This is a genomic window from Streptomyces sp. NPDC050988, from assembly GCF_044456225.1.
Classification (GTDB): Bacteria; Actinomycetota; Actinomycetes; order Streptomycetales; family Streptomycetaceae; genus Streptomyces.
In genome coordinates, this window is record NZ_JBITFQ010000027.1 from 48,482 (window position 1) to 73,614 (window position 25,133).

At 69.0% G+C, this 25,133-nt stretch carries 24 protein-coding genes; 19 read left to right on the forward strand and 5 right to left on the reverse strand.

The window, feature by feature from the left end; all coding sequences use genetic code 11:
- Positions 1 to 26 precede the first annotated feature (26 nt).
- The 7 genes from rplQ (at position 27) to ACIBEI_RS37800 (ending at position 9,156) form a co-directional block, all read left to right on the forward strand.
- Positions 27 to 554 carry a 50S ribosomal protein L17 gene (gene rplQ / locus ACIBEI_RS37770; protein ID WP_398895020.1) on the forward strand — a complete coding sequence of 176 codons (528 nt, stop codon included), beginning with the start codon at positions 27 to 29 and terminating at the stop codon, positions 552 to 554.
- Positions 555 to 699: 145 nt separating this feature from the next.
- Positions 700 to 1,557, forward strand: coding sequence for a tRNA pseudouridine(38-40) synthase TruA (gene truA, locus ACIBEI_RS37775; protein ID WP_398895022.1), 858 nt, complete (start codon positions 700 to 702; stop codon positions 1,555 to 1,557).
- 200 nt (positions 1,558 to 1,757) lie between these two features.
- Entirely contained in the window at positions 1,758 to 3,353 is a 1,596-nt protein-coding gene (locus tag ACIBEI_RS37780) for a glycosyltransferase family 2 protein (protein WP_189845065.1), read from the forward strand.
- Positions 3,350 to 4,399, forward strand: a complete 1,050-nt coding sequence (locus ACIBEI_RS37785) for a glycoside hydrolase family 26 protein (RefSeq protein ID WP_398895023.1) — start codon at positions 3,350 to 3,352, stop codon at positions 4,397 to 4,399. The genes ACIBEI_RS37780 and ACIBEI_RS37785 overlap by 4 nt, the downstream gene beginning before the upstream one ends.
- On the forward strand, positions 4,396 to 6,459 hold the full coding sequence (locus ACIBEI_RS37790) for a hypothetical protein (protein ID WP_398895025.1): 2,064 nt from the start codon (positions 4,396 to 4,398) through the stop codon (positions 6,457 to 6,459). Before ACIBEI_RS37785 ends, ACIBEI_RS37790 begins: the two co-directional genes overlap by 4 nt.
- Positions 6,456 to 8,333, forward strand: coding sequence for a glycosyltransferase family 39 protein (locus ACIBEI_RS37795; RefSeq protein WP_398895026.1), 1,878 nt, complete (start codon positions 6,456 to 6,458; stop codon positions 8,331 to 8,333). The genes ACIBEI_RS37790 and ACIBEI_RS37795 overlap by 4 nt, the downstream gene beginning before the upstream one ends.
- Positions 8,334 to 8,403: 70 nt before the next feature.
- The gene (locus ACIBEI_RS37800; protein WP_143642837.1) at positions 8,404 to 9,156 is read left to right on the forward strand and encodes a polyprenol monophosphomannose synthase; all 753 of its coding nucleotides are present in this window, start codon (positions 8,404 to 8,406) and stop codon (positions 9,154 to 9,156) included.
- Positions 9,157 to 9,297: 141 nt separating this feature from the next.
- Here the strand turns inward: ACIBEI_RS37800 and ACIBEI_RS37805 are convergent, their stop codons facing one another.
- Positions 9,298 to 10,167, reverse strand: a complete 870-nt coding sequence (locus ACIBEI_RS37805; protein WP_398895028.1) for a hypothetical protein — start codon at positions 10,165 to 10,167, stop codon at positions 9,298 to 9,300.
- A 74-nt stretch (positions 10,168 to 10,241) separates the two neighbouring features.
- Between ACIBEI_RS37805 and ACIBEI_RS37810 the strand changes: the two genes are divergently transcribed.
- From ACIBEI_RS37810 to glmM, 4 genes are all read left to right on the forward strand, one after another.
- Positions 10,242 to 11,285, forward strand: a complete 1,044-nt coding sequence (locus ACIBEI_RS37810) for a glycosyltransferase family 87 protein (RefSeq protein WP_398895029.1) — start codon at positions 10,242 to 10,244, stop codon at positions 11,283 to 11,285.
- A 210-nt stretch (positions 11,286 to 11,495) separates the two neighbouring features.
- On the forward strand, positions 11,496 to 11,939 hold the full coding sequence (gene rplM, locus ACIBEI_RS37815) for a 50S ribosomal protein L13 (protein ID WP_055614906.1): 444 nt from the start codon (positions 11,496 to 11,498) through the stop codon (positions 11,937 to 11,939).
- 42 nt (positions 11,940 to 11,981) lie between these two features.
- A complete protein-coding gene (gene rpsI, locus ACIBEI_RS37820) occupies positions 11,982 to 12,512 on the forward strand; it encodes a 30S ribosomal protein S9 (protein ID WP_398895031.1) in 531 nt (176 codons plus the stop codon).
- A 276-nt stretch (positions 12,513 to 12,788) separates the two neighbouring features.
- Positions 12,789 to 14,147, forward strand: a complete 1,359-nt coding sequence (gene glmM / locus ACIBEI_RS37825) for a phosphoglucosamine mutase (RefSeq protein ID WP_398895033.1) — start codon at positions 12,789 to 12,791, stop codon at positions 14,145 to 14,147.
- Positions 14,148 to 14,268: 121 nt separating this feature from the next.
- Here the strand turns inward: glmM and ACIBEI_RS37830 are convergent, their stop codons facing one another.
- Positions 14,269 to 15,198 carry a DUF389 domain-containing protein gene (locus ACIBEI_RS37830; protein WP_398895034.1) on the reverse strand — a complete coding sequence of 310 codons (930 nt, stop codon included), beginning with the start codon at positions 15,196 to 15,198 and terminating at the stop codon, positions 14,269 to 14,271.
- A 35-nt stretch (positions 15,199 to 15,233) separates the two neighbouring features.
- Positions 15,234 to 16,223, reverse strand: coding sequence for a type I pantothenate kinase (gene coaA / locus ACIBEI_RS37835; RefSeq protein WP_362303954.1), 990 nt, complete (start codon positions 16,221 to 16,223; stop codon positions 15,234 to 15,236).
- Positions 16,224 to 16,398: 175 nt separating this feature from the next.
- Between coaA and ACIBEI_RS37840 the strand changes: the two genes are divergently transcribed.
- Both ACIBEI_RS37840 and glmS read left to right on the forward strand, forming a co-directional pair.
- Positions 16,399 to 16,650, forward strand: coding sequence for a hypothetical protein (locus tag ACIBEI_RS37840; RefSeq protein WP_398895036.1), 252 nt, complete (start codon positions 16,399 to 16,401; stop codon positions 16,648 to 16,650).
- A gap of 99 nt (positions 16,651 to 16,749) precedes the next feature.
- Complete coding sequence (gene glmS / locus ACIBEI_RS37845) at positions 16,750 to 18,597, forward strand: glutamine--fructose-6-phosphate transaminase (isomerizing) (protein ID WP_362073385.1); 1,848 nt, start codon at positions 16,750 to 16,752, stop codon at positions 18,595 to 18,597.
- On the opposite strand, the gene ACIBEI_RS37850 is transcribed toward glmS, so the two are convergent.
- Positions 18,558 to 18,770 (reverse strand): DUF397 domain-containing protein, encoded by a 213-nt coding sequence (locus ACIBEI_RS37850; protein ID WP_398895038.1) that lies wholly within the window; start codon positions 18,768 to 18,770, stop codon positions 18,558 to 18,560. The two genes, glmS and ACIBEI_RS37850, sit on opposite strands and share 40 nt — an antisense overlap.
- A gap of 7 nt (positions 18,771 to 18,777) precedes the next feature.
- Entirely contained in the window at positions 18,778 to 19,614 is an 837-nt protein-coding gene (locus ACIBEI_RS37855; RefSeq protein WP_398895040.1) for a helix-turn-helix domain-containing protein, read from the reverse strand.
- Positions 19,615 to 19,813: 199 nt separating this feature from the next.
- Here ACIBEI_RS37855 and ACIBEI_RS37860 point away from each other — a divergent pair, with 199 nt between their 5' ends.
- The 6 genes from ACIBEI_RS37860 (at position 19,814) to ACIBEI_RS37885 (ending at position 25,128) form a co-directional block, all read left to right on the forward strand.
- The gene (locus ACIBEI_RS37860) at positions 19,814 to 20,230 is read left to right on the forward strand and encodes an ATP-binding protein (RefSeq protein WP_398895042.1); all 417 of its coding nucleotides are present in this window, start codon (positions 19,814 to 19,816) and stop codon (positions 20,228 to 20,230) included.
- Between the two features lie 80 nt (positions 20,231 to 20,310).
- Positions 20,311 to 21,264, forward strand: coding sequence for a hypothetical protein (locus tag ACIBEI_RS37865; RefSeq protein WP_398895044.1), 954 nt, complete (start codon positions 20,311 to 20,313; stop codon positions 21,262 to 21,264).
- A 3-nt stretch (positions 21,265 to 21,267) separates the two neighbouring features.
- A complete protein-coding gene (locus ACIBEI_RS37870) occupies positions 21,268 to 21,729 on the forward strand; it encodes a hypothetical protein (protein ID WP_398895045.1) in 462 nt (153 codons plus the stop codon).
- A gap of 9 nt (positions 21,730 to 21,738) precedes the next feature.
- Positions 21,739 to 22,110, forward strand: a complete 372-nt coding sequence (locus ACIBEI_RS37875) for a holo-ACP synthase (protein ID WP_398895047.1) — start codon at positions 21,739 to 21,741, stop codon at positions 22,108 to 22,110.
- A 529-nt stretch (positions 22,111 to 22,639) separates the two neighbouring features.
- Positions 22,640 to 24,082 carry an NAD(P)H-hydrate dehydratase gene (locus ACIBEI_RS37880; RefSeq protein WP_398895048.1) on the forward strand — a complete coding sequence of 481 codons (1,443 nt, stop codon included), beginning with the start codon at positions 22,640 to 22,642 and terminating at the stop codon, positions 24,080 to 24,082.
- Positions 24,083 to 24,216: 134 nt separating this feature from the next.
- Positions 24,217 to 25,128, forward strand: coding sequence for a L,D-transpeptidase family protein (locus tag ACIBEI_RS37885; RefSeq protein ID WP_398895050.1), 912 nt, complete (start codon positions 24,217 to 24,219; stop codon positions 25,126 to 25,128).
- Positions 25,129 to 25,133 lie beyond the last annotated feature (5 nt).

The following is a 25,133-nucleotide window of genomic DNA, read 5'->3' on the forward strand; positions in this document are numbered from 1 at the left end:
CGGGGCAGACACCTAGGAGAAACACCATGCCGAAGCCCACCAAGGGTGCCCGTATGGGCGGCAGTGCCGCGCACGAGAAGCTGCTTCTCGCGAACCTCGCGAAGTCGCTCTTCGAGCACGGCAAGATCACGACCACTGAGGCGAAGGCCCGTCGGCTCCGGCCGTACGCCGAGCGTCTGGTCACCAAGGCGAAGAAGGGCGACCTTCACAACCGCCGTCAGGTGCTCTCGGTGATCACGGACAAGAGCGTCGTGCACACGCTCTTCACCGAGATCGGCCCGCGCTACGAGAACCGTCCGGGTGGCTACACCCGTATCACCAAGATCGGTAACCGCCGTGGCGACAACGCGCCCATGGCTGTCATCGAGCTGGTGGAGGCCCTGACCGTGGCCCAGCAGGCCACCGGTGAGGCCGAGGCGGCGACGAAGCGTTCCGCGAAGGATGCCGAGGCCGCCGCTGTTGAGGCCAAGGCCGAGGAGACCCAGGTCGAGGACGCCAAGGTCGATGTGACCAAGGCCGACGAGGCCGCCGCTGAGGAGTCCAAGGACGCGTAAGCGTTCTGCCGGGGGCTGTGCGTCGGCGGCTGCGGCTCCGTCGTGGCTTGTCGCGCAGTTCCCCGCGCCCCTTTGGGGCGTGCTTGAGCGGGCCCGTTCCTTTCGAGGGGCGGGTCCGCTTCTGTGTTCTTGAGAGGATCTCCAGGTGAGTGACGAAGCAGAGCCCGGGTACGTCCGCGTCCGTCTCGACCTTTCCTACGACGGGAGCGAGTTCTCCGGCTGGGCCAAGCAGGCCGGGGGGCGCCGGACCGTCCAAGGGGAGATCGAGGACGCGCTGCGGACCGTCACACGGTCGCAGGACACGACGTACGAGCTGACCGTTGCCGGGCGGACCGACGCCGGCGTGCATGCGCGCGGGCAGGTGGCTCATGTCGATCTGCCGGTGGAGCTGTGGGACGAGCACCGGGAGAAGCTGCTCAAGCGGCTGGCCGGGCGGTTGCCCAAGGATGTGCGGGTGTGGTCCTTGGCGGAGGCCCCTGACGGCTTCAACGCGCGGTTCTCGGCGGTCTGGCGGCGGTACGCCTATCGCGTCACCGACAACCCCGGTGGCGTGGATCCGCTGCTGCGCAGCCATGTCCTCTGGCACGACTGGCCGCTCGACGTCGACGCCATGAACGAGGCCGCGCGGCATCTCCTCGGGGAGCACGACTTCGCCGCCTACTGCAAGAAGCGCGAGGGCGCCACGACCATTCGTACGCTTCAGGAGCTGAGTCTGGAGCGGGGGAGTGACGGGGTCATCACCGCCACCGTGCGGGCCGATGCCTTCTGCCACAACATGGTGCGGTCGCTGATCGGGGCGCTGCTGTTCGTGGGGGACGGGCACCGGGGGGCCGACTGGCCCGGCAAGGTGCTCGCCGCGGGGGTGCGGGACTCCGCCGTGCATGTGGTACGGCCGCACGGGCTGACGCTCGAAGAGGTCGGGTATCCGGCCGACGAGCTGTTGGCGGCGCGGAACAAGGAGGCTCGTAACCGGCGGACCTTGCCGGGAGCGGGGTGCTGCTGACGGGAGCCGCGTCCCTGGAACAAAGGGGCAAGTGGCTTCGTATGCCCGCTGTGGCGTGTGATGAAACCCCTGCGTAACACGTACGTTCGGACGTAACCTGTGAAACTCGGTTATGATTCCGCTGCTCGGCTGAAGGTTCGATTAGGGGTTGGCCGAGTTCGGGTGGGGGTAACGGGCCGCAACGGCCCCGGGGGTTTTGCATGAGTGCAGTGGGGACTGCTCGTGTTCCGCAGAACAGGAAACGAAAAAGGACGCCGCAGAGTCATGGGCTCCTGCCGACGCCGCCTGACGACGTCGAGAAGTACTCGTACTCCCGTCGGTACCTGTGGGTGCTGACGGTCGGTTCGCTGATCAGCTTCGCGTGTCTGGCGATGAGCCAGTTCCTGTTCACGGCGTCGAGTCCGTGGTTCTGGCTGACGCTGCCGCTGCTGGCGTTCATCATCGCGGACTACCTGATCTCGTTGTACCTCGACGGGCTCAGCAAGGACTTCGACATCAAGGGCCACAAGCGCCTCGTGCGCAAGTGGCAGCCCGCGGTGTATCCGAGCGTGGACATCTTCCTGCCGGTGTGCGGTGAGCCCCTGGAGGTGCTCCACAACACCTGGGTCCATGTGAACCGGCTCGCGGACAGCTACCAGGGTGTCGTGAAGACGTACGTCCTGGACGACGCGGCCGAGGAAGAGGTCGGGGCGATGGCCCGCGACTTCGGGTTCAACTACGTGGTGCGGCCCAACCGCGGCTGGTTCAAGAAGGCCGGCAACCTCAACTACTCCTTCGAGAGGACCGACGGCGACCACATCCTGATCCTGGACGCCGACTTCGCGCCGCGCGCCGACCTGCTCGACGAGCTGCTGCCGCACATGGACGACGACGAGAAGTGCGCCATCGTGCAGTCGCCGCAGTTCTTCCGCATCGTCGACGCGCAGAACTGGATCGAGCGTGGCGCGGGTGCCGTGCAGGAGCAGTTCTACCGGTCCGTACAGACCTCCCGTGAGGACCTGGACGGCTCCATCTGTGTCGGCTCGTGCGCCGTCTACCGGCGCGCGGCCCTGGAGCAGACCAACGGCATCACGCTGATCGAGCACTCCGAGGACATGTACACCGGCTTCGACCTCAGGGCCCTCGGCTGGAAGCTGCGCTACGTGCCCGTCGCGCTGTCCGCCGGTGTGTGCCCGGACACGGCCGGTGCCTTCCACAACCAGCAGTACCGCTGGTGCATGGGCTCCCTGGAGCTCCTCACCAGCAAGCGGTTCTGGGAGATGGACCTCAAGTTCAAGACCCGGCTCTGCTATGTGTCGGGCTTCCTCTACTACCTTCAGACCGCGCTCGCCACGTTCATCGCGCCGGTCATCCCGCTCGCCCTGATGATCCTGCGGCCCGACCTGCTGCGCGCCGAGGCCGCCCTGTGGGTGCTGCCGAGCGTCGCGTACGTGACGCTGGTCCTGCCGCTGTGGCACCGGGCGCCCTACCGTCTTGAGGCCTGGGCCGTCCGGATCATGTACGGGTGGTCGCACGTCTTCGCGGTCTGGGACGTGCTGCGGGGCCGTCCGATGGGCTGGAAGCCCACGGGCTCGGCGGGCGCCAAGAAGAACGGCATGCGCCGCTACTGGAACTGCATGATCTTCTGGACCGGCGGTACCGCCGTCCTGTGGATCATCGTCGCCGCCTGGCGCATGCTCACCCTCTATCCGCCGGACTTCGCGCTGATGCTGTCCGCCGGCCTCTTCTACGCGATGGTCGTCGGCCGTGTCCTCGTACAGCCGCGTGCCCAGGAAGTGCAGGAAGCGACCGCATGAGTTTTTCCGTACGCCGAGTGCGGGCATCACGTCCCGTGCGGGCGCTCGCCGCCACGCTCATCGCCGGTGCGCTGCTGGCCGGGTGCAGCACGTTCTCCGAGGAGGGCCGCGACCAGTACGAGCGCGGACAGGGCGAGCAGCCGGGTTCCGAGGGCACCGGTGAGGCCAGTGAGTCCGCGAAGCCGGAGCCGCCGTACGACGTGCGGCCGCTGCTGGAGCCGAAGAAGAAGTACCTGGGCGTGGCCGCCGACGGCGCTCCCGCCAAGATGAAGGCCGTCGAGGACTTCGCGAAGCGCGCTGGCAAGAAGCCCAACCTGATCGAGTTCTACTCCGCCTGGGGCGACCAGTACGAGCAGGAGCTCGTGAAGAACTCCTGGGACTACGGCTCCGTCGCGTTCATCGCGTGGGAGCCCTTCGAGACCAGCATGAAGGACGTCGCCTCCGGCAAGGAGGACGAGTACATCCGTGAGTACGCGAAGTCCGTCAAGGAGCTGAACCTCCCCGTCGCGATCAGCTTCGCGCACGAGATGAACGGCTTCTGGTACCCGTGGGGCACCAAGAAGACCAGTGCCGCCGACTTCACCGCCGCGTACAAGCACATCCACGACATCTTCGACGACGAGGGCGCCACCCAGGTCATCTGGGTGTGGAGCCCGAACGTCACGCACCCGATGCCGAAGGTGAAGCTCAGGCCGTACTGGCCGGGCGACGACTACGTCGACTGGGTCGGTGTCATCGGCTACTACGCGGCCACCGGCCCCAACACGTACCAGACGCTGTACGGGCCGACGATGACGCAGATCCGCGGCTTCACGAACAAGCCGTTCATCATCGCGGAGACCGCCGCGCAGGCCGGTGAGCGCAAGCCCTCCGACATCAAGTCCCTCTTCCAGGGGACCGTGCGGCGCGACGACGTCATCGGGTTCGTCTGGTTCAACTTCGACAAGGAGACGGACTGGCGCATCAACAGCGGTCCGCTGTCGGAGAAGACCTTCAAGGAGCAGGCGGCGAACTCGAGCTTCGGATTCGATGTGACGAAGCCATGAGCGATCGACGCACGCCCACCTGGGCGGACGACTCCGAGTTGCACGACGAGCACGGGTACGGGCAGCAGCAGGGCCAGACGCAGGGGCATCAGCAGGGGCAGCAACAGCAGGGCCGGCAGCAGTACGCCGACAACGGGTACCCGCAGCAGAACGGGCAGTACCAGCAGAACGGACAGCACCAGCAGCACCAGCAGTACGGCCACGGGAACCAGCAGCAGTACGCCCCGACCGACGAGGACCAGCGGCGGTACGCGCAGCAGGAGAGCCTGCGGCAGTACGCGCAGCAGGCCCAGACCCGGCCCCGGGTACAGCCGACCTACCCTCCGTACCAGGAGCAGGCCGGGGCCTATCAGGGCGGCTATGTCAGCGAGACCGGTACCTGGCGCTTCGACGTCAAGGACCTGCGGTCCTCGTACACGGACCAGCAGGCGTACGACACGTACGCGCCGTACGACCCGTATGCCTCGTACACGGCGGTGGAGCCGGAGGCGGCTCCCGCGTCCGTCGAGCCCGAGGCGGAGTCGGAGAAGCCGGGGTACACGCTGCCGCCGGTGCAGGAGTCGGCGTGGGCGGTGGACGGCGGGCGCAGCAAGCTGCTGGGCCGCTGGGTCATGCTCTGCGTCCTGCTGATCCAGACCGGGCTCTCGCTGAGGCTGCGCGGCACCGCGTTCCAGGACGAGGCGCTCTACATCGCGGCCGGCCACTACGAGGTCGGGAACATCCTGCACGGCACGCCCGTGCCGGGTGACTTCGAGGGCTACTTCTCGGGCTACCCGAAGCTGTACCCGGTGCTCGCGGCCATGGCCGACAGCGTGGCCGGGCTCGCCGGAGTGCGTATCGTCAGCCTCTTCTTCATGCTCGGCGCGACCGCGCTGCTGTACGCGACGACCCGCCGGATGTTCAACGTCCGGGCGGCGCTCGGAGCGGCGGCCCTCTTCTCGGTCATCCAGTCGACGGTGTTCCTCGGCAACTTCGCCACCTTCGACGCGGCGGCGATCTTCCTGCTCGCGCTGTCGTTCTGGATCGTCGTACGGACCGGCCGGTCGCACATCCTGATGGTCGTGCTCGCGGCGCCCCCGGCGTTCCTGGCCTTCGGCACCAAGTACGCGGCGGGTCTGTACCTGCCGACCCTGGTGGTCCTGGCGGTACTGACCACCTACCGGTACCGCGGACTGCTCGCGTTCGCCCGCGGTGTGGTGTTCGGCGGGGCGATGCTCGCCATGCTGGTCGCCGCCTACCTCTACACCGGGTCGCTCGGCGGTATCAGCCAGACCACCACCGACCGCGCCAAGGGCGCCGACACGGCGGTGACGATCCTGCAGCACAGCTCCGAGTGGGGCGGGCTGATGTTCCTCGCGGCGCTCGGGGGCTCCATCGCCTATGTGATCCGCCCGAGCATGGGCGAGATGCCGTGGGTCGACAAGAAGGGGCCCGGAAGGTTCCGCCGGATCTCGCTCGGTCTGGTGCTGACCGGCACCGCGCTGCTCGCCCCGGCCTACCAGATCCACCTGCAGACAGAGATCTCGCTCTTCAAGCACGTGGGCTTCGGTCTGCTGTTCGCCGGACCGATGGCGGGCCTCGGCATGTCCCGGCTCGTCGGCCCGCACTTCCGGCACCCGCAGCTCGGGATCATGCTCTACGTCCTGACGCTGGTGTTCGGCATGGTGCAGTCCCAGCAGGCGTACAGCTTCCCGGACTCCAAGGAGATGACGGCGATCCTGCGCAACATGGTCGACCGCAAGGGCAGCTACCTCGCCGAGGAGCACGAGGTTCCCGCGTACTACCTGCGGGACAAGACCGACTACGACCAGTGGCAGAGCACGTTCGGCATGGACTACAAGGACAAGAAGGGCAAGCAGTACTCCGGCCCCGACGCCTACCGTGCCGCGGTCAAGGACGCGAAGTTCGACGTCATCGTGTTGCGCGGGACGGTCACGCCCGAGGTCGATACGGCCGTGACCGACGCGCTGCGCGGCAATTCCCACTACCGCCTGGCAGCCGTGTCGCGCTTCACCACGAGTAAGGGCGACGGCGCGTTCCGGATTTGGGTGAAGCGATGAGTGTCAATGCCTCTCCGCCGTACGGCGGCGGATATCCCGATGCCCAGGGTGGCCATGATCCGTACGCGGGTCAGGGCGCCTACGCCGGGCAGGGCACGTACGCCGACGGCCAGGGCGGCTACGCCGGTCCTGGTCAGGGCACCTATGCCGACCCGGCGCAGGGCGCGTACGCGGCTCCCGGCCAGTACGCGGACCCCGGTCGGTACGCCGATCAGGGCGCGTACACCGACCAGGGCGCCCACACCGCGCCCGGGCAGCAGCAGGCGCAGGCCGCCGAGCCCGTCGCACCGGCGCCGGTCGAGCCGGAGCCGTCCGCGGACGAGCCCGGGGAGGACGAGCCCGAGGATGCGAAGGGCGGCCGGCTCGTCACTGCCGTGACGTTTCTGCTGCCCACGGTGCTCGCATTCGCCATGATCTGGCGCGGGATCGGCGACCGGCAGCTGTGGCGGGACGAGCACGCCACCTGGTGGGCGGCCTCGCTGTCGTTCCACGACCTGAGCCTGCTGATCCGCTCGATCGACGTGGTGTTCACGCCGTACTACGTGCTCATGCACATGTGGCTCGCGGTGGCCGGGGACTCCCCGATCGCGATGCGCATACCCGGCGCGGTGGCCATGGCGGCCTCGGCCGGTCTGCTCGCCCTGCTCGGGCGGCGGCTGTTCACCACGCAGGCGGGCATCCTCGCGGGCCTGGCCTTCGCCGTCGTGCCGGTCACGACCCGCTTCGGGCAGGAGATCCGGCCGTACGCCTTCGCCGTGGCGGCCGTGCTGCTGTCGACGCTGCTGCTCGCGCGGGCGCTGGACAAGCCGTCGTTCAAGGTGTGGGTCGCCTACACGCTTTCGGTGCCGCTGATCGGCTGGAGCCACCTGGCCTCGATGGCGGTGCTCGGTGCACATCTCGTGATGATCGTGATCGCACGCCGCTCGGGCGACAAGATCGTGGGCTGGGCGTACGCGGCGGCCTTCACGCTGGGCATGTGCTTCGTCGTCCCGATGGCCGTCTCGGGCTCGGGCCAGAGCGGCCAGATCGCCTGGAACAACCCCGGCGTCGACGACCTGATGGACTTCCCCATGAACCTCTTCGGTTCCTGGGCGGTGGCCGTACCGGTGATGGCGCTCGGCACGGTCGGGCTGTTCTTCGCCGGCCGGCTGGCCCTTCCGCTGGCCGCCTGGATCGTGCTGCCGCCGCTGTTGACCTATGTCACCGCCGCGCAGCTACACCTCTTCCTGCCGCGCTATCTGCTGTTCACGGCGCCCGCGTGGGTGCTGCTCGCGGCCGTCGCCGTGGTCCGGATAGCAGGGCCCGTGGCCGGTGCGAAGGCCGGTACGGGGGCGGCGGCCCGGCGCGGCTTCGGCTGGGTGCTCGTGGCGGCCACCGTCGCCGGGATCGCCTTCCAGTCGCTGCCCGGCATCCGTGAGACCCGGCAGAACGCGCTGGGCGAGCCGGACTACCGGGGCGCCGCACAGCTCATCGAGGCCGGGCAGAAGAAGGGCGACGGCATCGTCTTCAGCGGTGTGCAGACCGAGCGCCGGGCCATGGCCTACGAGCTGCGCGACGACGCGGGCCGTCCCAAGGACTGGCTGATGTACCGCACACCGCAGGAGCGGGGCTCGTTCGACGCGGCCGAGTGCCCGCATCCCGCCAAGTGCCTGGCCAAGGCCGACCGGCTCTGGCTCGTGTCGACCACGCTCGACGGGAAGCCGTTCAGCGGCATGCCGAAGACGTCGGCGACCGTGATCCAGCGAAGCTTCAAGGTCGTCAAGACCAAGAAGCTCAAATACCTCCAGCTCGTGCTCCTCGAAAGGACACGCGCGGCGACGGACGACTCGTCCGAGGAAAAGGACGACGCCGCCAAGCGCAAGGTGCATACCTGAGTTGGGTTGCCGGACGCGGGGCCATCCCGCGTCCGGTGGGGGGCGAACAGAGAAATGGGGAGGGAAAGAGATGTCGTACGACGTGGGGGCGGACGTGGCTGTCACCGTGGTGATGCCTACGTACAACGAAGCCGCCAATCTGCCGAGAATGGCCGAGGCTGTGCTTCAACTGCCGCTGAACGGGCTCCACTTGAAGATAGTGGACGACTCTAGTCCGGATGGTACAGGACGGATCGCCGAGGAGCTGGCGGAGAAGTACAACTGGGACGGGCGGCGCCGGATGAGCGTGCTGCACCGGACCGAGAAGGACGGCCTGGGGCGTGCGTACGTCGCGGGCATGAGCGCCGCCGTCGACGAGGGCGCGCAGTACGTCGTGCAGATGGACGCCGATGGCAGCCACCCCGTGGAAGCGGTCCCACGGATGCTCGGCACCGCCGTGGCCTCGGGCGTCGGCCTGGTCATCGGCAGCCGGTACGTCGAGGGGGGCCAGCTCGACGACGACTGGGGCGCGCACCGCGTGCTGCTGTCCCGCTTCGCCAACCGCTACGCGCGTACGGTGCTCGGCACGAAGATCCGCGACATCACGGCGGGCTTCAACCTGTGGTCGGCCCAGACCCTGCGCGACGTCGACCTGCACTCCCTGGACAGCGCCGGCTACAGCTTCCAGGTCGAGCTCAAGTTCAAGGCCGTACGGGCCGGTCACGCGGCCGTCGAGATCCCGATCCGCTTCGAGGAGCGGACCGAGGGCGTCTCGAAGATGACCCTGCGGACGCAGCTGGAGTCGGCAGTGGTGCCGGTGAAGCTGCGGCTCAAGCACAAGTAGCCATGCGCAACGCGACCAGGCGTGCGGAAGTGCGAGCAGCAGTAGGCGTGTAGACACGGGACGGCGGCCTGCCGGGGGGCGGGCCGCCGTTCTGTTCTCCGGCGGCCGTTCCGCCGGTCGAACGAGGTCTGCAGGCGCGGTCTACTGGTTGGCGGCCGCCGACGCCTGGGACTCGCCGCGGCGGTGGATCTGCCGGAAGGTGAACTCGGCCAGGTCGTCGCCGGTGGTGAAGACCTTGGAGTCCTTCTGGGTCACGTCCTTGCCGTTGGTGAAACCGGCGACCGTGAAGTACGTGTAGCGGCCGTACGAGTTGGTGGTCGAGCGGCAGATCGCCGAGCGGCAGAAGGTGGGGACGCCCTCACCGGACAGCGACTGGACCACGCTCTTGGCGTCGGCGTCGTTCTTCGCCTTGAGGGCCTGGCCCTCGGCGTCGAAGACGGCCACGCCCACCGTCACCGCGATCCCGTCCTTCTCGTACGTGACGCGCATGAACCGGGTGCAGTCGTTCTTGGTGAGAACCGGGCCGAGCGTGCCCTGGGCGGCCGACGCGCAGTTCTTCGTGGACGCCAAGGCGCCCTTCTTGTAGACGGTCTCGCCCATCGTCAGCTGCGTACCCGGGAAGAGAAGGTCCGGGGCGAGCGGGGCGGTGTCCTTCTTGACGTTGCCTATGAAGTCCTTCGGATCCAGCGGCGGCGGAGCCGAGGTCTCCGCGAAGGACGGGCCGGTGCCCGTGGTGTCCGACGGGATGGCCGCGGACGTGGGCAGCTCGGAGGCAGGCCTGTTCGACGCCTGTTCGTTGCCGTCCGCCGAGACCACGGCCATGGCGACGGCCGTGCCGACCGCGACCGTGGCGAGCGCGCCTCCGCCGATCAGCAGCCATCTGCGGCGCCGGTTGCGCGTTTCGGACGCCTCGGCCAGCGCCGCCCAGTCCGGTGACTGACCGCCCCACTGTGGCGGTTGAGAACCTGATCCCCCGGAACCCCACGAGGGTCCCCCCTGCCCAAAGCTCATGGGCCGCATCTTAGACGGGACAAGGGGTGTGCTGGTCCGTCTCAGGCATCACCGAAACCCCTGGCGTGTCAAGTGTGAATGAGGCCAAAGGGGGCATCTCCGGGTGGTTGGTACGAGCCGCGTCCTGGCACGCGTGGGTGGTTCTGGGGGTCGTGCTGTGGGCCGGCGCGGCGGAGACCTGCCTGCGTACACGGGACGGGGGCATGGACAACGCCATCGTCGTACGGGCCGCGAGGACCTGGCTCGACGGTGGATCCCCGTATGACGATCCGCACTTTCTTTATTTGCCGGGAGCCGTGCTCGCCGCCGTCCCGCAGGCCCTTTTGCCCTGGGGTGTACTGCGTCTTCTCGTCCCCCTCGCCGTCACCGGGGGGCTCGTCGCCGGCTGGGCGTGCGCGCTGCGGCTGTACGGAATCCCGTGGCGCAGCCGGTTCGCCGTGCTCGGCCTGACCGGGCTCGCCCTCGGGTTCGCGCCCTTCGGGCATCTCGTTCGGCTCGGCAACTGGACCGTCGTCGCGATCGTGGCCCTGCCCTTCGCCCTCCTCCTCGCGAGCCGGGGGAGATGGGGTGCGGCGGGGGTCGTGATCGGCGCCGCGATCGCCGTGAAGCCGCTGCTGGTGCCTCTGGTGCTGCTCTTCGTCTTCGCACGGCGGTGGCGGGGGCTCGGGGCGGTGCTGTTGGCCTGTGGGGCCGCCGGGGTCGGCGTGTGGTGTGCGTATCGGTGCTGGCGGCGGGAGGGGGAGGTCGTGGACACGGGGGTGATGTTGATGCTGTCGGCTTTTCTGGTGTCCCGGCCCTCGTACGATCACTATCTGCTGGTGGTTCTGCCCGTGCTGCTTGCGGGGGTGATGGAGGCGGGGGCGGTGGCTCGGGGGCCGTGGTTCTGGGTGGCACTGGTGCCGCAGGTTCCGGGGCATGCCCTGCCGTACCTGGAGCCCGTGACCCGGCGGGCTTTTCGGGACTCGCTCACTCTGTGCCTGCTGGCGGGTGCGGTTGCCCTGAGGTTGGTTTCACGGGCATCCGGAGCGGCACCCGGAGCCAGGGGCTGTGCCCACCGGTCCCGCCCTGTGGGACGCCTGCCCGCAGCGGCAGGGAAGGGGCGGGGCCACTCGTTTTGACCCTTCCGGGGCGGCGCGAGTACTCTTGCATTTCGTTATGCGTATCGGCTTGGTCGTTCTCACGCGAGAGGCCCTTACGTAGGTTCCCTGGAGCAGTTACCAGTGGGCGGCATACGGGCAGCGTCCCCGGCACTGTCGTCCCCAGCTGCACGATCGCTTCAGTGATGCCATGTGTCAGGACCCATCCACTGAAGAAGCGAAGGCTACGAAGTGCGTACGTTTAGCCCCAAGCCCGGCGACATCACTCGCCAGTGGTACGTCATTGACGCTCAGGATGTCGTCCTGGGCCGTCTGGCGACCACCGCCGCGAACATCCTCCGGGGCAAGCACAAGCCGATCTACGCCCCCCACGTCGACGCTGGTGACTTCGTCATCATCATCAACGCCGACAAGGTGCACCTCTCCGGCAACAAGAAGACCCAGAAGCTGGCGTACCGCCACTCCGGTTACCCGGGTGGTCTGCGCTCCGTCCGTTACGACGAGCTGCTGGCGAAGAACCCCGAGAAGGCCGTCGAGAAGGCCATCAAGGGCATGATCCCCAAGAACACCCTGGGCCGTCAGGTGCTCTCGAAGCTGAAGGTCTACTCGGGCGACCAGCACCCGCACGCTGCCCAGCAGCCGGTGCCGTTCGAGATCACCCAGGTCGCGCAGTAGTTCCGGCCACCCCCTAAGACGAAAAAGAATCTGAGGAGAATCGTGGCCGAGACCACCGTTGAGCAGCCGGTCGAAGAGACCGAGGGCGAGCTCGTCGAGAACGTCGAGAACTACACCACCGAGTCCGAGGCGCCCGTCGAGGGCGAGTACACCTCGGAGTCGCTCGCGGGCCGCTTCGGCGACCCGCAGCCGGCCGCCGGCCTGGGCCGTCGCAAGAACGCCATCGCCCGCGTCCGGATCGTCCCGGGCTCCGGCAAGTGGAAGATCAACGGTCGCACCCTTGAGGACTACTTCCCCAACAAGGTGCACCAGCAGGAAGTCAACGAGCCCTTCAAGGTGCTCGAGCTCGACGACCGCTACGACGTGGTCGCCCGCATCTCGGGTGGCGGCGTCTCCGGTCAGGCCGGTGCCCTGCGCCTCGGCGTGGCCCGCGCGCTGAACGAGGCGGACGTGGACAACAACCGCGGCGCCCTGAAGAAGGCCGGATTCCTCAAGCGTGACGACCGTGCGGTCGAGCGCAAGAAGGCCGGTCTCAAGAAGGCCCGTAAGGCCCCGCAGTACAGCAAGCGCTAAATATCCGCTCAGCTGTTCTGCACGAAACGCCCCGGCGGCACGTTCTGTGCCGCCGGGGCGTTCGTTTACCACAACCTTGGAACAGGTCCGGAAGTCTGCCTTGAGACAGGCCTGTAAGGCGGCAGCCTTGCGAGGGACCTGGGAGATATACAGGTCCGGGGGATATACCTGACAGGGGTCGTAGCCGGACCCTGACAAGGGCCGTAGCCGGACCCCTGGCCCGAGCCGCACGTTTCTGAGTAAGCCTGAGTACCTGAGCAAGTTCGGAGGACACCAGTGGGACGACTCTTCGGGACGGACGGCGTACGCGGTGTCGCCAACGCGGATCTGACGGCCGAGCTCACGCTCGGTCTCTCCGTGGCGGCGGCACACGTACTGGCCGAAGCGGGAACCTTCGAAGGCCACCGGCCGACGGCGGTGGTCGGCCGGGACCCGCGCGCGTCCGGGGAGTTCCTGGAGGCCGCCGTGGTCGCGGGCCTCGCCAGCGCGGGCGTGGACGTCCTGCGCGTCGGCGTCCTGCCGACCCCCGCGGTGGCGTATCTCACCGGTGCGCTCGGCGCGGACCTCGGTGTGATGCTCTCCGCCAGCCACAACGCCATGCCGGACAACGGCATCAAGTTCTTCGCCCGCGGCGGACACAAGCTCGCCGACGAACTGGAGGACCGGATCGAGGCCGTCTACGAGGAGCACCGCACCGGCGCTCCCTGGGACCGGCCCACCGGCTCGGGCGTCGGCCGCGTCCGCTCGTACGAGGAGGGCTTCGACCAGTACGTCGCCCATCTCCTCACGGCCGTTCCGAACCGTCTGGACGGTCTGAAGGTCGTCCTGGACGAGGCGCACGGCGCGGCCGCGCGGGTCTCGCCCGAGGCCTTCACTCGCGCGGGCGCCGAGATCGTCACGATCGGTGCCGACCCGGACGGGCTGAACATCAACGACGGGTGCGGTTCCACCCACCTCGGCCTGCTGAAGGCCGCCGTCGTCGAGCACGGGGCCGCTCTCGGTATCGCGCACGACGGTGACGCCGACCGGTGCCTCGCCGTGGACCACACGGGCGCCGAGGTCGACGGCGACCAGATCCTCGCCGTGCTCGCGCTCGCGATGCGGGAGCGTTCCGAGCTGCGGTCCGACACCGTCGTCGCGACGGTCATGTCGAACCTCGGGTTCAAGCTGGCCATGGAGCGTGAGGGGCTGTCCCTCGTGCAGACCGCTGTCGGTGACCGGTACGTGCTGGAGGAGATGAAGGAGCACGGGTACGCGCTCGGCGGCGAGCAGTCCGGGCACGTGATCATCCTTGACCACGCGACCACGGGCGACGGGACGCTGACCGGGCTGTTGCTCGCGGCGCGGGTCGCTCAGACCGGTCGTACGCTTCGGGAACTCGCGTCCGTGATGGAGCGGTTGCCGCAGGTTCTCATCAACGTGCCGGATGTCGACCGGTCTCGGGTGGGGACGTCCGCGGAGCTGGCTTCGGCCGTTGCCGAGGCCGAGCGGGAACTCGGGGCCACCGGGCGGGTGTTGTTGCGGCCTTCCGGGACCGAGCCGTTGGTTCGGGTGATGGTCGAGGCGGCGGATATTGATCAGGCTCGGTCTGTGGCGGGGCGGTTGGCTGATGCGGTGAAGTCTGCGCTGGGCTGATTTTCCGGGCCGGGTTGGGGGTGGGGGCTGTGGATTCGTTGCGGGGTGCGGGTTGGTTGTGGCTGGTCGCGCAGTTCCCCGCGCCCCTAAAAGCCAAAGACTGCGCAGTTCCCCGCGCCCCTTAAGTGCGTGCTCTCTGCCTTGACCAGAGCCACTTCTGGGCCAGGAGGGTCAGTGTTCCTGCCAGGACGATGCCCAGGAGGTTGAGGAGTAGTTGGTTGGTGGAGCCGATGGTTTGGGTGGTGTCTCCGTAGCTGAGGGCCACGGCCGCGTTGGCGGCGGCCGGGACCGTGGTGACGGAGATGGCCACGCCGACCAGGAGGCCCGACTTGGCCGAGGTCAGGGAGAGGGTGCCGGCGATGCCCGCGAGGACCGCCACGACGAACGAGAACGCGTCGGGGGCGTAGACGAAGGCCGTGTTGGGGCGGTCGGCCTCCAACTGGGCCTCGCTGAACAGGCCGAGGCCGTCCATGAAGAGGCTGAAGCCGACCGTCACCGCCATCGCCACCGCGAAGCCCACCAGCAGCGCGATCAGGGAGCGCAGGGCCAGGCGCGGGTGACGCTGGACCAGGGCCGTGCTGAAGCCGGCCAGCGGGCCGAACTCCGGGCCCACCGCCATCGCGCCGACGATCAGGATCGCGTTGTCGAGGACCACACCGCACGCCGCGATCATCGTGGCGAGCGTGATGAAGGCGACGTACGTGATCGAGAGCGTCGACTCCTCGTGCGTCGCGTCCGCCAGGTGCTCCCACAGGACCGCGTCCGCGCCCTCGCCGGGCGCGTCCTCCGCAGCCTTGTCGGCACGCTCCGACAGCGACAGGTCGATGTTCTCGACGGCGATCGAGCCGTGCGTGTCGATCTCCAACTCGCGCAGCCCGCCGATGAGTTCGTCGCCCGCCTCGCGCGCCACGTCGACCATCACGATGTCGCCCGCGGGGTTGCGGGCGGCACCCGGCACGACACACAGGTGCGTGGTGCCGACCGTCTTCTCGATCAGGCGGACCACGGCGTCGGTCCTGTCGGCGGGGGTGATCAGGCGCAGATGAAGCATGCGACGCAGAGTAGCCGCAGAGGGGAGACCCCGGGTTACAGCTTGCGGAGACTCAGTTTCTGCACCTTGTGGTCCGGGCCCTTGCGGACGACGAGGGTGGCGCGGCCGCGGGTCGGGGCCACGTTCTCCAGGAGGTTGACCTTGTTGATGGTCCGCCAGGTCGTCCGGGCGTAGTCGAGAGCCTCTTCCTCGGAGACCTGCGTGTACTTGCGGAAGTACGAGGACGGGTTCTGGAAGGCGGTGGCGCGCAGCTTGCGGAAGCGGTTGAGGTACCAGGCCTCGATGTCCTCGGCCCGGGCGTCCACGTACACGCTGAAGTCGAAGTAGTCGGCGAGGCCGACGCGGGTGCGGCCGTCCTTGCCGGGCAGGGCGGGCTGCAGGACGTTCAGGCCCTCGACGATCAGGATGTCCGGGCGGCGGACGGTGAGCCGCCTGCCGGGGACGATGTCGTAGATCAGGTGGGAGTAGACGGGGGCCGTCACCTCGTCCTTGCCCGCCTTGATGTCCGCGACGAAACGGGTCAGCGCCCGGCGGTCGTACGACTCCGGGAAGCCCTTCCGCGACATCAGGCCGCGGGCCTGGAGCTCCTTGGTCGGCAGCAGGAAGCCGTCCGTGGTGACCAGCTCGACGCGCGGGTGCTCGGGCCAGCGGGACAGCAGGGCCTGCAGAAGGCGCGCGACGGTGGACTTGCCGACGGCGACCGAGCCCGCGACGCCTATCACGAACGGCGTACCGGACTGGGAGCCCTTCTCGCCGAGGAACGTGTTCAGGGCGCCGCGCAGGCCGTCGGTCGCGCCGACGTAGAGGTTGAGGAGCCGGGAGAGCGGCAGATAGATGTCCCGCACCTCGTCGAGGTCGATGACATCGCCCAGCCCGCGCAGCTTCTCCACCTCCTCGGCGGTCAGCGGAAGCGGCGTCTTCTCACGCAGGGCGCTCCACTCCGAGCGGGTGAGGTCGAGGTAGGGAGTCGCCTCCGGCCTGGGCCGGTGGGCGCTCCGCGGCAACGAGGAGACCGGTGAGATCACAGTTCATTGTTACGGGAGTTTGAACAGGGTGGCGGGTGGAGTCCGTCACGTCGGTGCGTTCTACACGCGTCCGGAGACGTCCGAAGGTCTGGACCGCCCGCTCGTACGGGGATAGCGTCCGCCCATCCGGGAGCGAGCCGCCTTCCGGTGTTCTGGGGGGTTTGGGGTGGTCGTCATGGCCGTGCGTTTCCGTGTGCGTGGATTCGGCAGACGCAGACCGGGGCCGACGGTCGGGGTCGTCCCGTCGGTGGAGCACGAGGGCCGGGTCCGCAGCGAGCTGTGCGTCGACCTGCCGGACGAGGACCTGAGCGAGTACCTCTACGACTGCATCGACCTCTACGAGATGGGCAGCAAGCCGCGCTGCGAGGAGGTCGAGTACCTGGGCATGGTCCAGGAGGCGATCGACCGGATCGAGCGGGGCGAATAGCGGGGAACAGGGGGCTCCCCCGGCTTCCCTCGGCGGGAATTTCCGATATCGGGCACGCGGTACCGGGGCGGGGCGGGCGTCGGCATCTAGGCTGCCGCCATGTGCGGAATCGTGGGATACGTGGGGTCGCAGTCGGCGCTTGATGTGGTGGTGGCCGGGCTGAAGCGGCTGGAGTACCGGGGTTACGACTCGGCGGGCGTCGCGGTGCTCGCGGACGGCGGGATGGCCGCCGCGAAGAAGGCCGGGAAGCTCGCCAACCTGGAGAAGGAGCTGGTCGAGAGGCCGTTGCCGACCGGGTCAACGGGCATCGGCCATACGCGGTGGGCCACTCACGGAGGGCCGACCGACGCGAACGCGCACCCGCATCTCGACAACGCGGGACGGGTCGCCGTCGTCCACAACGGCATCATCGAGAACTTCGCCGCGCTGCGCGCCGAGCTGGCGGAGCGGGGGCACGAGCTGACTTCCGAGACCGACACCGAGGTCGTCGCGCACCTGCTCGCCGAGGAGTTCTCCGCCTGCGCCGACCTCGCCGAGGCCATGCGGCTGGTGTGCCGGCGGCTTGAGGGCGCCTTCACGCTGGTCGCCGCGCACGCCGACGAGCCGGACGTCGTCGTGGGCGCGCGGCGCAACTCGCCGCTCGTGGTCGGGGTCGGGGAGGGTGAGGCCTTTCTCGCCTCCGACGTCGCCGCGTTCATCGCGCACACCCGGTCCGCCATCGAACTCGGGCAGGACCAGGTGGTCGAGCTGCGGCGGGACGGGGTGAGCGTCACCGGGTTCGACGGGCGGCCCGCCGAGGTCCGGTCGTTCCACGTCGACTGGGACGCCTCCGCCGCCGAGAAGGGCGGCTACGACTACTTCATGCTCAAGGAGATCGCCGAGCAGCCGAAGGCCGTCGCCGACACGCTGCTCGGACGCATCGACGCGAGCGGGTCGCTCTCGCTCGACGAGGTCCGGATCTCCCCGAGCGAGCTGCGGGAGGTCGACAAGGTCGTGGTCGTGGCCTGCGGGACCGCCTTCCACGCCGGCCTGATCGCCAAGTACGCCATCGAGCACTGGACCCGGATTCCCTGCGAGGTCGAGCTCGCGAGCGAGTTCCGCTACCGGGACCCGATCCTGGACGCCCGGACCCTGGTGATCGCCATCTCGCAGTCCGGCGAGACCATGGACACGTTGATGGCGCTGCGGCACGCGCGGGAGCAGGGGGCCAGGGTGCTGGCCGTCTGCAACACGAACGGGTCCACGATTCCGCGGGAGTCGGACGCCGTTCTCTACACGCACGCGGGGCCGGAGGTCGCGGTCGCCTCGACGAAGGCGTTTCTGACGCAGCTCGTGGCCTGCTACCTGGTGGCCCTTTACCTGGGGCAGGTGCGCGGCACGAAGTGGGGCGACGAGATCCAGGCCGTGGTGCGTGACCTGTCCCGGATCTCGTGCGAGGTCGAGCGGGTGCTGGAGACGATGGAGCCGGTACGGGCGCTCGCGCGGTCGCTCGCCTCGAAGAACACCGTGCTGTTCCTGGGGCGGCACGTGGGGTATCCGGTGGCTCTGGAGGGCGCCCTCAAGCTCAAGGAACTCGCCTACATGCATGCCGAGGGCTTTGCGGCGGGGGAGTTGAAGCACGGGCCGATCGCTCTGATCGAGGAGGACCTGCCGGTGGTGGTGGTCGTGCCGTCGCCTCGCGGGCGGTCCGTGCTGCACGACAAGATCGTGTCGAACATCCAGGAGATCCGGGCTCGGGGGGCCCGGACGATCGTGATCGCGGAGGAGGGGGACGAGGCGGTGGTTCCGTACGCGGATCACCTGATCCGGATTCCTGCCACTCCCACGCTGCTCCAGCCGCTGGTGGCGACTGTGCCGTTGCAGGTGTTCGCCTGCGAGCTGGCCACGGCCCGGGGCAACGAGGTGGATCAGCCGCGGAATTTGGCGAAGTCTGTGACGGTGGAGTAGGGCGACTTCAGCGCCTTTATGAAGGGGGTGAAGGCTCCGGTCGGGAAGGTGAGGGTTGCCCTGGCCGGGGCTTTCGTGTCGCGGACGGCGACCTGGGTGGGGGAGTTGGCTATCTCTACACAGGCGTTCCCGTCGCCTTCGCCCGAGTAGGACGACTTCCGCCAGTTGTCCACAGGTGCCTCACAACTCTCTCGCCAGCTCGTGGATAAAGTCGCGCGATCGTACGGGGTCGATTGATACGGCCTCCACCATACGGAAGCGCGTTCGATAGATGTTGAGCTGGGCTTCGGCATCGAGAAGGATTGAGCCGTGGGGTGCGTCCCGCACCACTGTGTCCAGCCTGGGCAAGGGCCCGCCCGCGTACGTCATCGTGCTCGACGCCCTGGCGAAGCCGTCCAGGTCGAATGGAATGACACGCACGGTGATGTGGTCCGCTTCGGAGAGTTCGAGGAGCCGGGCGAGTTGGGACTTCGAGGTGGCGCGGTCGCTGACCCTGATCCGAAGCGCCGCCTCATGAATGACCGCTTCGTACGGGATCCTGTTCCCCTGGCGTGCCTGTCGATGCCGGATGCGCAACTCAAGCTCTTGGCTGGTGAGTTCGGGCAGCCTGGCAGAGAAGAGGGCACGTGCGTAGTCCTCCGTCTGAAGCAGGCCCGGTACGAACAGCATGTCCACGCTGCGTAGAAAACGGGCGTGGTGCTCCAGCTCGGACAGGTCCAGGAAAGGCTTGGGCAACAAGTCCTGGTACTCCTCCCACCAGCCACGGGTTCGGTCGGTGGCCATCGCGGCCAAGGCGTCGATGAACTCCTTGTCCGTGCAGGCGTAGTGGGATGCGAAGCGGCGTACTCGCTCCTTGCTCACGCCCACGAGTCCAGATTCGATCTGGCTCATCTGTACGCGATTCACCCCGAGTAGTGCTGCTGCTTCGGTGGTGGTGAGTCCTGCCGTCTGGCGGAGCCTGCGCAGTTCGATCGCCAAGCGCATCTGACGTGCGGTTGGTTCGCGCCTCTGGGACATCAACAGCTCCTCGTTCGGGGTCGACTTACGCGATCGGCTTGCTCGGCGTTACATGTTACGCCTACCGTCGGTGACGCGACGCACACGCTGTGGAATGCCGGGATCCCCGGAAGTGCACCGCCCCGTCCTGCCATGACGGCTGCGGCACAGCCACCGCCCGTCCCTCCTCAACCCCCCACCACCTGAACGGAGTTGGCGCATGCCCGAAAGCGGATCCGAACCCTGGGAGTACTCCCTCTACATCCCGAACGACCCCCGAGCCGTCACCATCTGTCGCCGCACCCTCCGCTTGATCCTCACCATGCACGGCCTGATCCGCCTCGTCGATGTCGCCGAACTCCTCGCGACCGAGCTGGTCGCCAACGCCGTATGCCACACGAAGGGCCCCGCTGCCCTGCGGGTGCGCTGGTCGGCGGATGTGCTGCGGATCGGGGCGTGGGACGCCGATCCGGAGCCGCCCGAACCGCCGGGGAAGCTGGAGCTGCTCGGTGAGGCGGAGGAGGGGCGGGGGCTCGCGCTGGTCCGGGCGTGCTCGGACCTGTGGGGGTGGCAGCCGCTGTCCAGATTCGGGAACCGCGGCAAGTACGTGTGGTGCGAGCTGAGTTCGACGGCGTGAACGTTTCGTCGCCGCTCGAATGGGTGAACGCATCCCGATCGTCCGGATCTTCGGCCTCCGACTCCACCAAGGTTGCGCACATGGTCACATCTGCTCACGAGGGCATGCACCGGATCTTCCAGGAGCGGCCCGAGATCCTGGGTCCAGTGTTCCGCGTGCTGGGCGTCCCGTTCGCCGTGAAGGCGACCGTCGACGCTGTCACCACGGACGTGACGGAGACCCGGCCGCTGGAACGCCGCGTGGACACCGTGCTGCGGATCGGCCCGTCCGACGGTGAGGACTTCCTGCTCGCGATCGAGTCGCAGTCGCGCAAGGTCGCGGGCAAGGAGTGGAGTTGGGCGTATTACGTCGCCTACCTCCAGGCGAAGTACGAACTGCCCGTGCTGCTGCTCGTGGTCTGTCAGGACGCAGCCACAGCCAAGTGGGCGACCGGTCCCTTCGACTGCGGCACGCGCGGCTGGACGGCTCTTCGGGTGTATCCGCTGGTCGCCGGGCCGGACAACCTGCCGGTGATCACGGACGCCAGGACCGCGGCCAAGAACCTGCCGCTGGCCGTGCTCTCCGCCCTGGCGCACGCCCGCAGCCCCGACTGCGACGCCATACTGGAAGCAATCAGCAGCGCCCTTCAGGAACTCCGGGAAACCGACCCTGACACCGCCGAGTACTTCTTCGACTTCCTGGAAGTCACTCTGGGTAAGACCCCAGCTGGAAAGAAATGGAAGGACATCATGTCGTTCGTCAGCTACTTCCCCGGCCGGGGGACGGTCCGTGAGACGGCCTATCTCGAAGGCGAGGCCAAGGGCAAGGCCAAGGGCGAGGCCAAGGGCAGGGCTGAAGGGGAGGCCAAGGGGATCCTGCTCGTACTGGAGGTGCGTGGCATCCCCGTACCGGACAGTGTGCGCGAGCGCATCTCCACCTGTACCGATCTCGACCGCATGGACGCCTGGCTTGAGCGTTCCCGTACGGTCGAGCGGGCCGAGGATCTGTTTGCCGAGGACCCGGAGGTCCCGTCGAGCCCCTCCGAAGGGGCCTGACCGATGGGCGGTTCTGAGACGGAGGGCGGTGAGGGGGACGGCTCAGAGGATGAGTTGTTCAACCTCTTCCGGTTCACTACGACGTGCCTCTCCTTGGGTGTCCCCAAGGAGAGGGTGGCGGGCGACTTCCGGCACTCGCTGGAGGACTTCAGACAGCGGGGAGTTCTGCCCCTTGAGGAACTGGCCCAGCTGCGCGCCTCCACGGACGCGGGCACAAAGGAGCACCCTGCCCAGTGGGCCGCAGGGTTCGCCGCGGGATATCTCGCGGCCTGGGCTGCAGCGGTCCTGCGCGTTCTGGACGCCCGCGGTCTCGACTTCGGTGAGGACAAGCATCTTTTCCGGCCTCTCAACCTCTGCACCGACGCGGATTTACTCACCCGCTTCCTCGACCGTGCCGTCACCGCGACAGACGCGGGCGATCTGGTCGCCGGGGAGCCGAGCCTGCGGGAACCCGGCGGATCGTAGAGTGCCCTGATGAGCATCATCGGGGTCGGAATCGACGTGGCGGAGATCGACCGGTTCGCGGCGTCGCTGCAGCGGACGCCCGGGATGGCCGAACGGCTGTTTCTGGAGAGTGAGTTGCTGCTGCCCAGTGGGGAGCGTCGGGGTGTCGCCTCTCTTGCCGCTCGCTTCGCTGCGAAGGAGGCGCTGGCCAAGGCGCTGGGTGCGCCGGGTGGGCTGCGGTGGACCGATGCCGAGGTCTATGTCGAGGACAGTGGGCAGCCTCGGCTGCGGGTTGCCGGGACCGTTGCTGCGCGGGCGGCTGAGCTTGGGGTTCGGGCGTGGCATGTGTCGTTGAGCCATGACGCGGGGGTGGCTTCTGCGGTGGTTGTCGCGGAGGGGTAGGGGTGGCTGGGGCTGTTGGTCGTCCGCGGGCCCGGTGGGGGCTGGCCGCGCAGTTCCCCGCGCCCCTAAAAGATTGCGCAGTTCCCCGCGCCCCTAAAAGACTGCGCAGTTCCCCGCGCCCCTGAGGACGTCGGTGGTCGCGGCCCGTTCGCCGCGTGCCGGTTCGTCCTCGTTGCTCGCGCCGTTCCTCGCGCCCCTTAAGGGGCGCGCCCGCCGTTACCCGCGCCTCTAAAAGGGGCGCACTCGCCGTTCCCTGCGCTCCCTGCGCCACCTGGTGGGGCACCGGCCGGAGGGGACGTGGCGGGATGTGTGGCCGCAGCTTACGACGACACGCGGATGCGGCAACCGTGCGGCAACGGGCCGTGCGTCTTGCGCTGCGGGCGGACATTCCGACGCGGCCCCGCACCCGAAAGACGGACGTCAGCCCCCACTCACCCCAGGGGCGCGGGGAACTGCGCGATCAGCCACAGCGGGCCCGCACCAAGTCGACCGCCAACCCCCGGAGGGCCCCGTAGGGGAGACTCGACGTATGCGGAGTGCGTACACGGTTGAGACGGTCAGGGCGGCGGAGCGGGAGTTGATGGGGCGGCTCCCGGAGGGGGCCCTGATGCAGCGGGCGGCAGCCGGCCTGGCCGCGGCCTGTGCCGAGTTGCTGGGACGCGTCTACGGCAGCCGGGTCGTGCTGCTCGTGGGGAGCGGCGACAACGGCGGCGACACGCTGTACGCCGGGGCCCGGCTGAGCAGGCGCGGCGCGGGCGTCACGGCCGTGCTCCTCGCCCCCGAGCGCACCCACGGCGCCGGGCTCGACGCCCTCCGACGGGCGGGCGGCACGATCGTGCGAGGGCCGGACGCGGACGCGGCGGCGGAACCGATCCGTCGCGCCGACCTCGTCGTCGACGGCATCGTGGGGATCGGCGGGAAGGGCGGCCTGCGCCCCGACGCCGCCCCCCTCGCGGACCTGGCCCGCGACTCCCGCGCCGCCGTCGTGGCCGTCGACCTGCCCAGCGGCGTCGAGGCCGACACCGGGGAAGTACGGGGCGCCGCCGTACGGGCCGATCTGACCGTGACCTTCGGGACGCACAAGCCGGGTCTCCTCGTCGACCCCGCCAAGGAATACGCCGGATCCGTACGGCTCGTCGACATCGGGCTCTCCCTGCCCGGCGCCCCCGAACTGGAAGCCCTCCAGCACGCCGACGTGGCCGCGCTGCTGCCCGTGCCGGGCGCCGAGAGCGACAAGTACCGGCGCGGGGTCGTCGGGATCGCCGCCGGGTCCGCCCGGTATCCCGGTGCCGCCGTGCTGGCCGTCGCCGGAGCCCTGCGGGGCGGGGCCGGGGCCGTACGGTACGTCGGGCCCGCGGCGGACGCCGTGATCGCGCGCTTCCCCGAGACACTCGTGTCCGACAAGGGGCCGAAGAGCGCCGGCCGCGTGCAGGCCTGGGTCGCGGGGCCCGGGGTCGGCGACGACGCCGATTCCGTGGCGGCCGTGCTGAAGTCGGACGTGCCGGTCCTCGTGGACGCCGACGGGCTGCGGCTCGCGAACCGGGACGTCGTACGGGCCCGGACCGCGCCCACGCTGCTCACGCCGCACGCCGGTGAGGCCGCCGCGCTGCTCGGTGTCTCGCGGGACGAGGTCGAGGGGGCCCGGCTGACCTCCGTACGGGAACTAGCGGCGGCGTACGGGGCGACCGTGCTACTCAAGGGGTCCACCACCTTGGTGGCCGAGCCCGGTGGTGGGGCTGTGCGCGTGAATTCCACCGGCACCGCCTGGCTCGCCACCGCCGGGAGCGGTGACGTGCTGTCGGGGCTGACCGGGTCGCTGCTCGCCGCCGGGCTCGGGGCGCGGGACGCGGGCAGCGTGGGGGCGTATCTCCACGGGCTGGCGGGGCGGTTCGCGGCGGACGGGGCGCCCGTGGGGGCGTACGACGTGGCCGACGCGGTACGGGAGGCCTGGCGGGACGTCATGGAGGGCTGAGCCGCTCCCACTCCGCTGTCCCGCTGCGCTGTCCCGCCGCGCGGCGGGACCCGTACCCCGTCCGCGTGCGCACAACGGGCGACCCTTCCGCGCGGCTGAACCCCGTACGCCGTCCCGGGGGTTTCGCTGGGGGCATGGTCCGTCAGAGAACCGTTGCCGTGTTGGTCGCCGTCATCACGGCGCTGTCCGTGCCGGGGGCCGTCGCGGAGCCTCCGCCCGCCCCCGGCGTCCCCCGTGCCCCCGGGGTTCCCGCGCCGCTGAGCGAGCTGGTGCCCGGGGTGCCCCCCGGGCCGTCCCAGCCCTGGCACCTGGACACCCCCGACCAGGCACTGGCCCCGAAGGTCTACACGCCGACCGCCGAGGAGGACGCCGACGAGCCGGCCGACGCCGACGCGGAGAGCGACGAGCTGATCGAGTACGTACCGCTGAGTGACGCCGTGGCGCGGCAGGCCGGGGTCGTGGCGTGCAGCAAGCAGACCGGGCCGTACCAGCGGCAGGTCGAGGGGTGGCTGCGGCTCCGGGTGGACGGGAGGCAGTCGGCGAACGACTGCCTGGCGATCCGGGCCTTTCAGATCCGATACGGGATCCGGCCCGACAGCGGCTTCGCCGGGCCCGTGACCTGGGCGAAGATGCAGCTCCTGTCGGCCGCGAGGAATCCGAACGCCGCCGGCAGGTGTCCCGTACGGGCCTACCGGGTCGCCTGTGTCGACCTCACCCGCCAGCTGACCTGGGTGCAGAAGGGCACCAAGGTGCTGTTCGGGCCGGTGCCGATCCGCAGCGGGAAGGCCGGGTACCGGACCAGGAGCGGCTGGCACCGCGTCTACTGGAAGCACAAGAACCACTGGTCGACGCTCTACAACACCCCTATGCCGTACAGCCAGTTCTTCAGCGGCGGCCAGGCCTTCCACGGCATCTACGGCAGCGTCTACAACCCGCCCGGTTCGATGGGTTGCGTGAACATGCGGATCGCCGACGCCCGCACGCTGTGGGGTGTGCTCTACAAGGGTGACAGCGTGTACGTGTGGGGCCGCAGGCCCGGTACCTGAGGGCT

What these genes read in the sequence shown, in the direction of transcription:
- ACIBEI_RS37870 (WP_398895045.1), top strand. Translation starts at nt 21,268, where the DNA reads ATGGGCGGTTCTGAGACGGAGGGCGGTGAGGGGGACGGCTCAGAGGAT.
- ACIBEI_RS37880 (WP_398895048.1), top strand. Translation starts at nt 22,640, where the DNA reads ATGCGGAGTGCGTACACGGTTGAGACGGTCAGGGCGGCGGAGCGGGAG.
- ACIBEI_RS37785 (WP_398895023.1), top strand. Translation starts at nt 3,350, where the DNA reads ATGAGTTTTTCCGTACGCCGAGTGCGGGCATCACGTCCCGTGCGGGCG.
- ACIBEI_RS37800 (WP_143642837.1), top strand. Translation starts at nt 8,404, where the DNA reads ATGTCGTACGACGTGGGGGCGGACGTGGCTGTCACCGTGGTGATGCCT.
- glmS (WP_362073385.1), top strand. Translation starts at nt 16,750, where the DNA reads ATGTGCGGAATCGTGGGATACGTGGGGTCGCAGTCGGCGCTTGATGTG.
- ACIBEI_RS37865 (WP_398895044.1), top strand. Translation starts at nt 20,311, where the DNA reads ATGGTCACATCTGCTCACGAGGGCATGCACCGGATCTTCCAGGAGCGG.
- ACIBEI_RS37855 (WP_398895040.1), bottom strand. Translation starts at nt 19,614, where the DNA reads ATGTCCCAGAGGCGCGAACCAACCGCACGTCAGATGCGCTTGGCGATC.
- ACIBEI_RS37875 (WP_398895047.1), top strand. Translation starts at nt 21,739, where the DNA reads ATGAGCATCATCGGGGTCGGAATCGACGTGGCGGAGATCGACCGGTTC.
- ACIBEI_RS37805 (WP_398895028.1), bottom strand. Translation starts at nt 10,167, where the DNA reads ATGAGCTTTGGGCAGGGGGGACCCTCGTGGGGTTCCGGGGGATCAGGT.
- ACIBEI_RS37780 (WP_189845065.1), top strand. Translation starts at nt 1,758, where the DNA reads ATGAGTGCAGTGGGGACTGCTCGTGTTCCGCAGAACAGGAAACGAAAA.
- ACIBEI_RS37885 (WP_398895050.1), top strand. Translation starts at nt 24,217, where the DNA reads ATGGTCCGTCAGAGAACCGTTGCCGTGTTGGTCGCCGTCATCACGGCG.
- ACIBEI_RS37860 (WP_398895042.1), top strand. Translation starts at nt 19,814, where the DNA reads ATGCCCGAAAGCGGATCCGAACCCTGGGAGTACTCCCTCTACATCCCG.
- ACIBEI_RS37795 (WP_398895026.1), top strand. Translation starts at nt 6,456, where the DNA reads ATGAGTGTCAATGCCTCTCCGCCGTACGGCGGCGGATATCCCGATGCC.
- ACIBEI_RS37790 (WP_398895025.1), top strand. Translation starts at nt 4,396, where the DNA reads ATGAGCGATCGACGCACGCCCACCTGGGCGGACGACTCCGAGTTGCAC.
- rplQ (WP_398895020.1), top strand. Translation starts at nt 27, where the DNA reads ATGCCGAAGCCCACCAAGGGTGCCCGTATGGGCGGCAGTGCCGCGCAC.
- ACIBEI_RS37830 (WP_398895034.1), bottom strand. Translation starts at nt 15,198, where the DNA reads ATGCTTCATCTGCGCCTGATCACCCCCGCCGACAGGACCGACGCCGTG.
- ACIBEI_RS37840 (WP_398895036.1), top strand. Translation starts at nt 16,399, where the DNA reads ATGGCCGTGCGTTTCCGTGTGCGTGGATTCGGCAGACGCAGACCGGGG.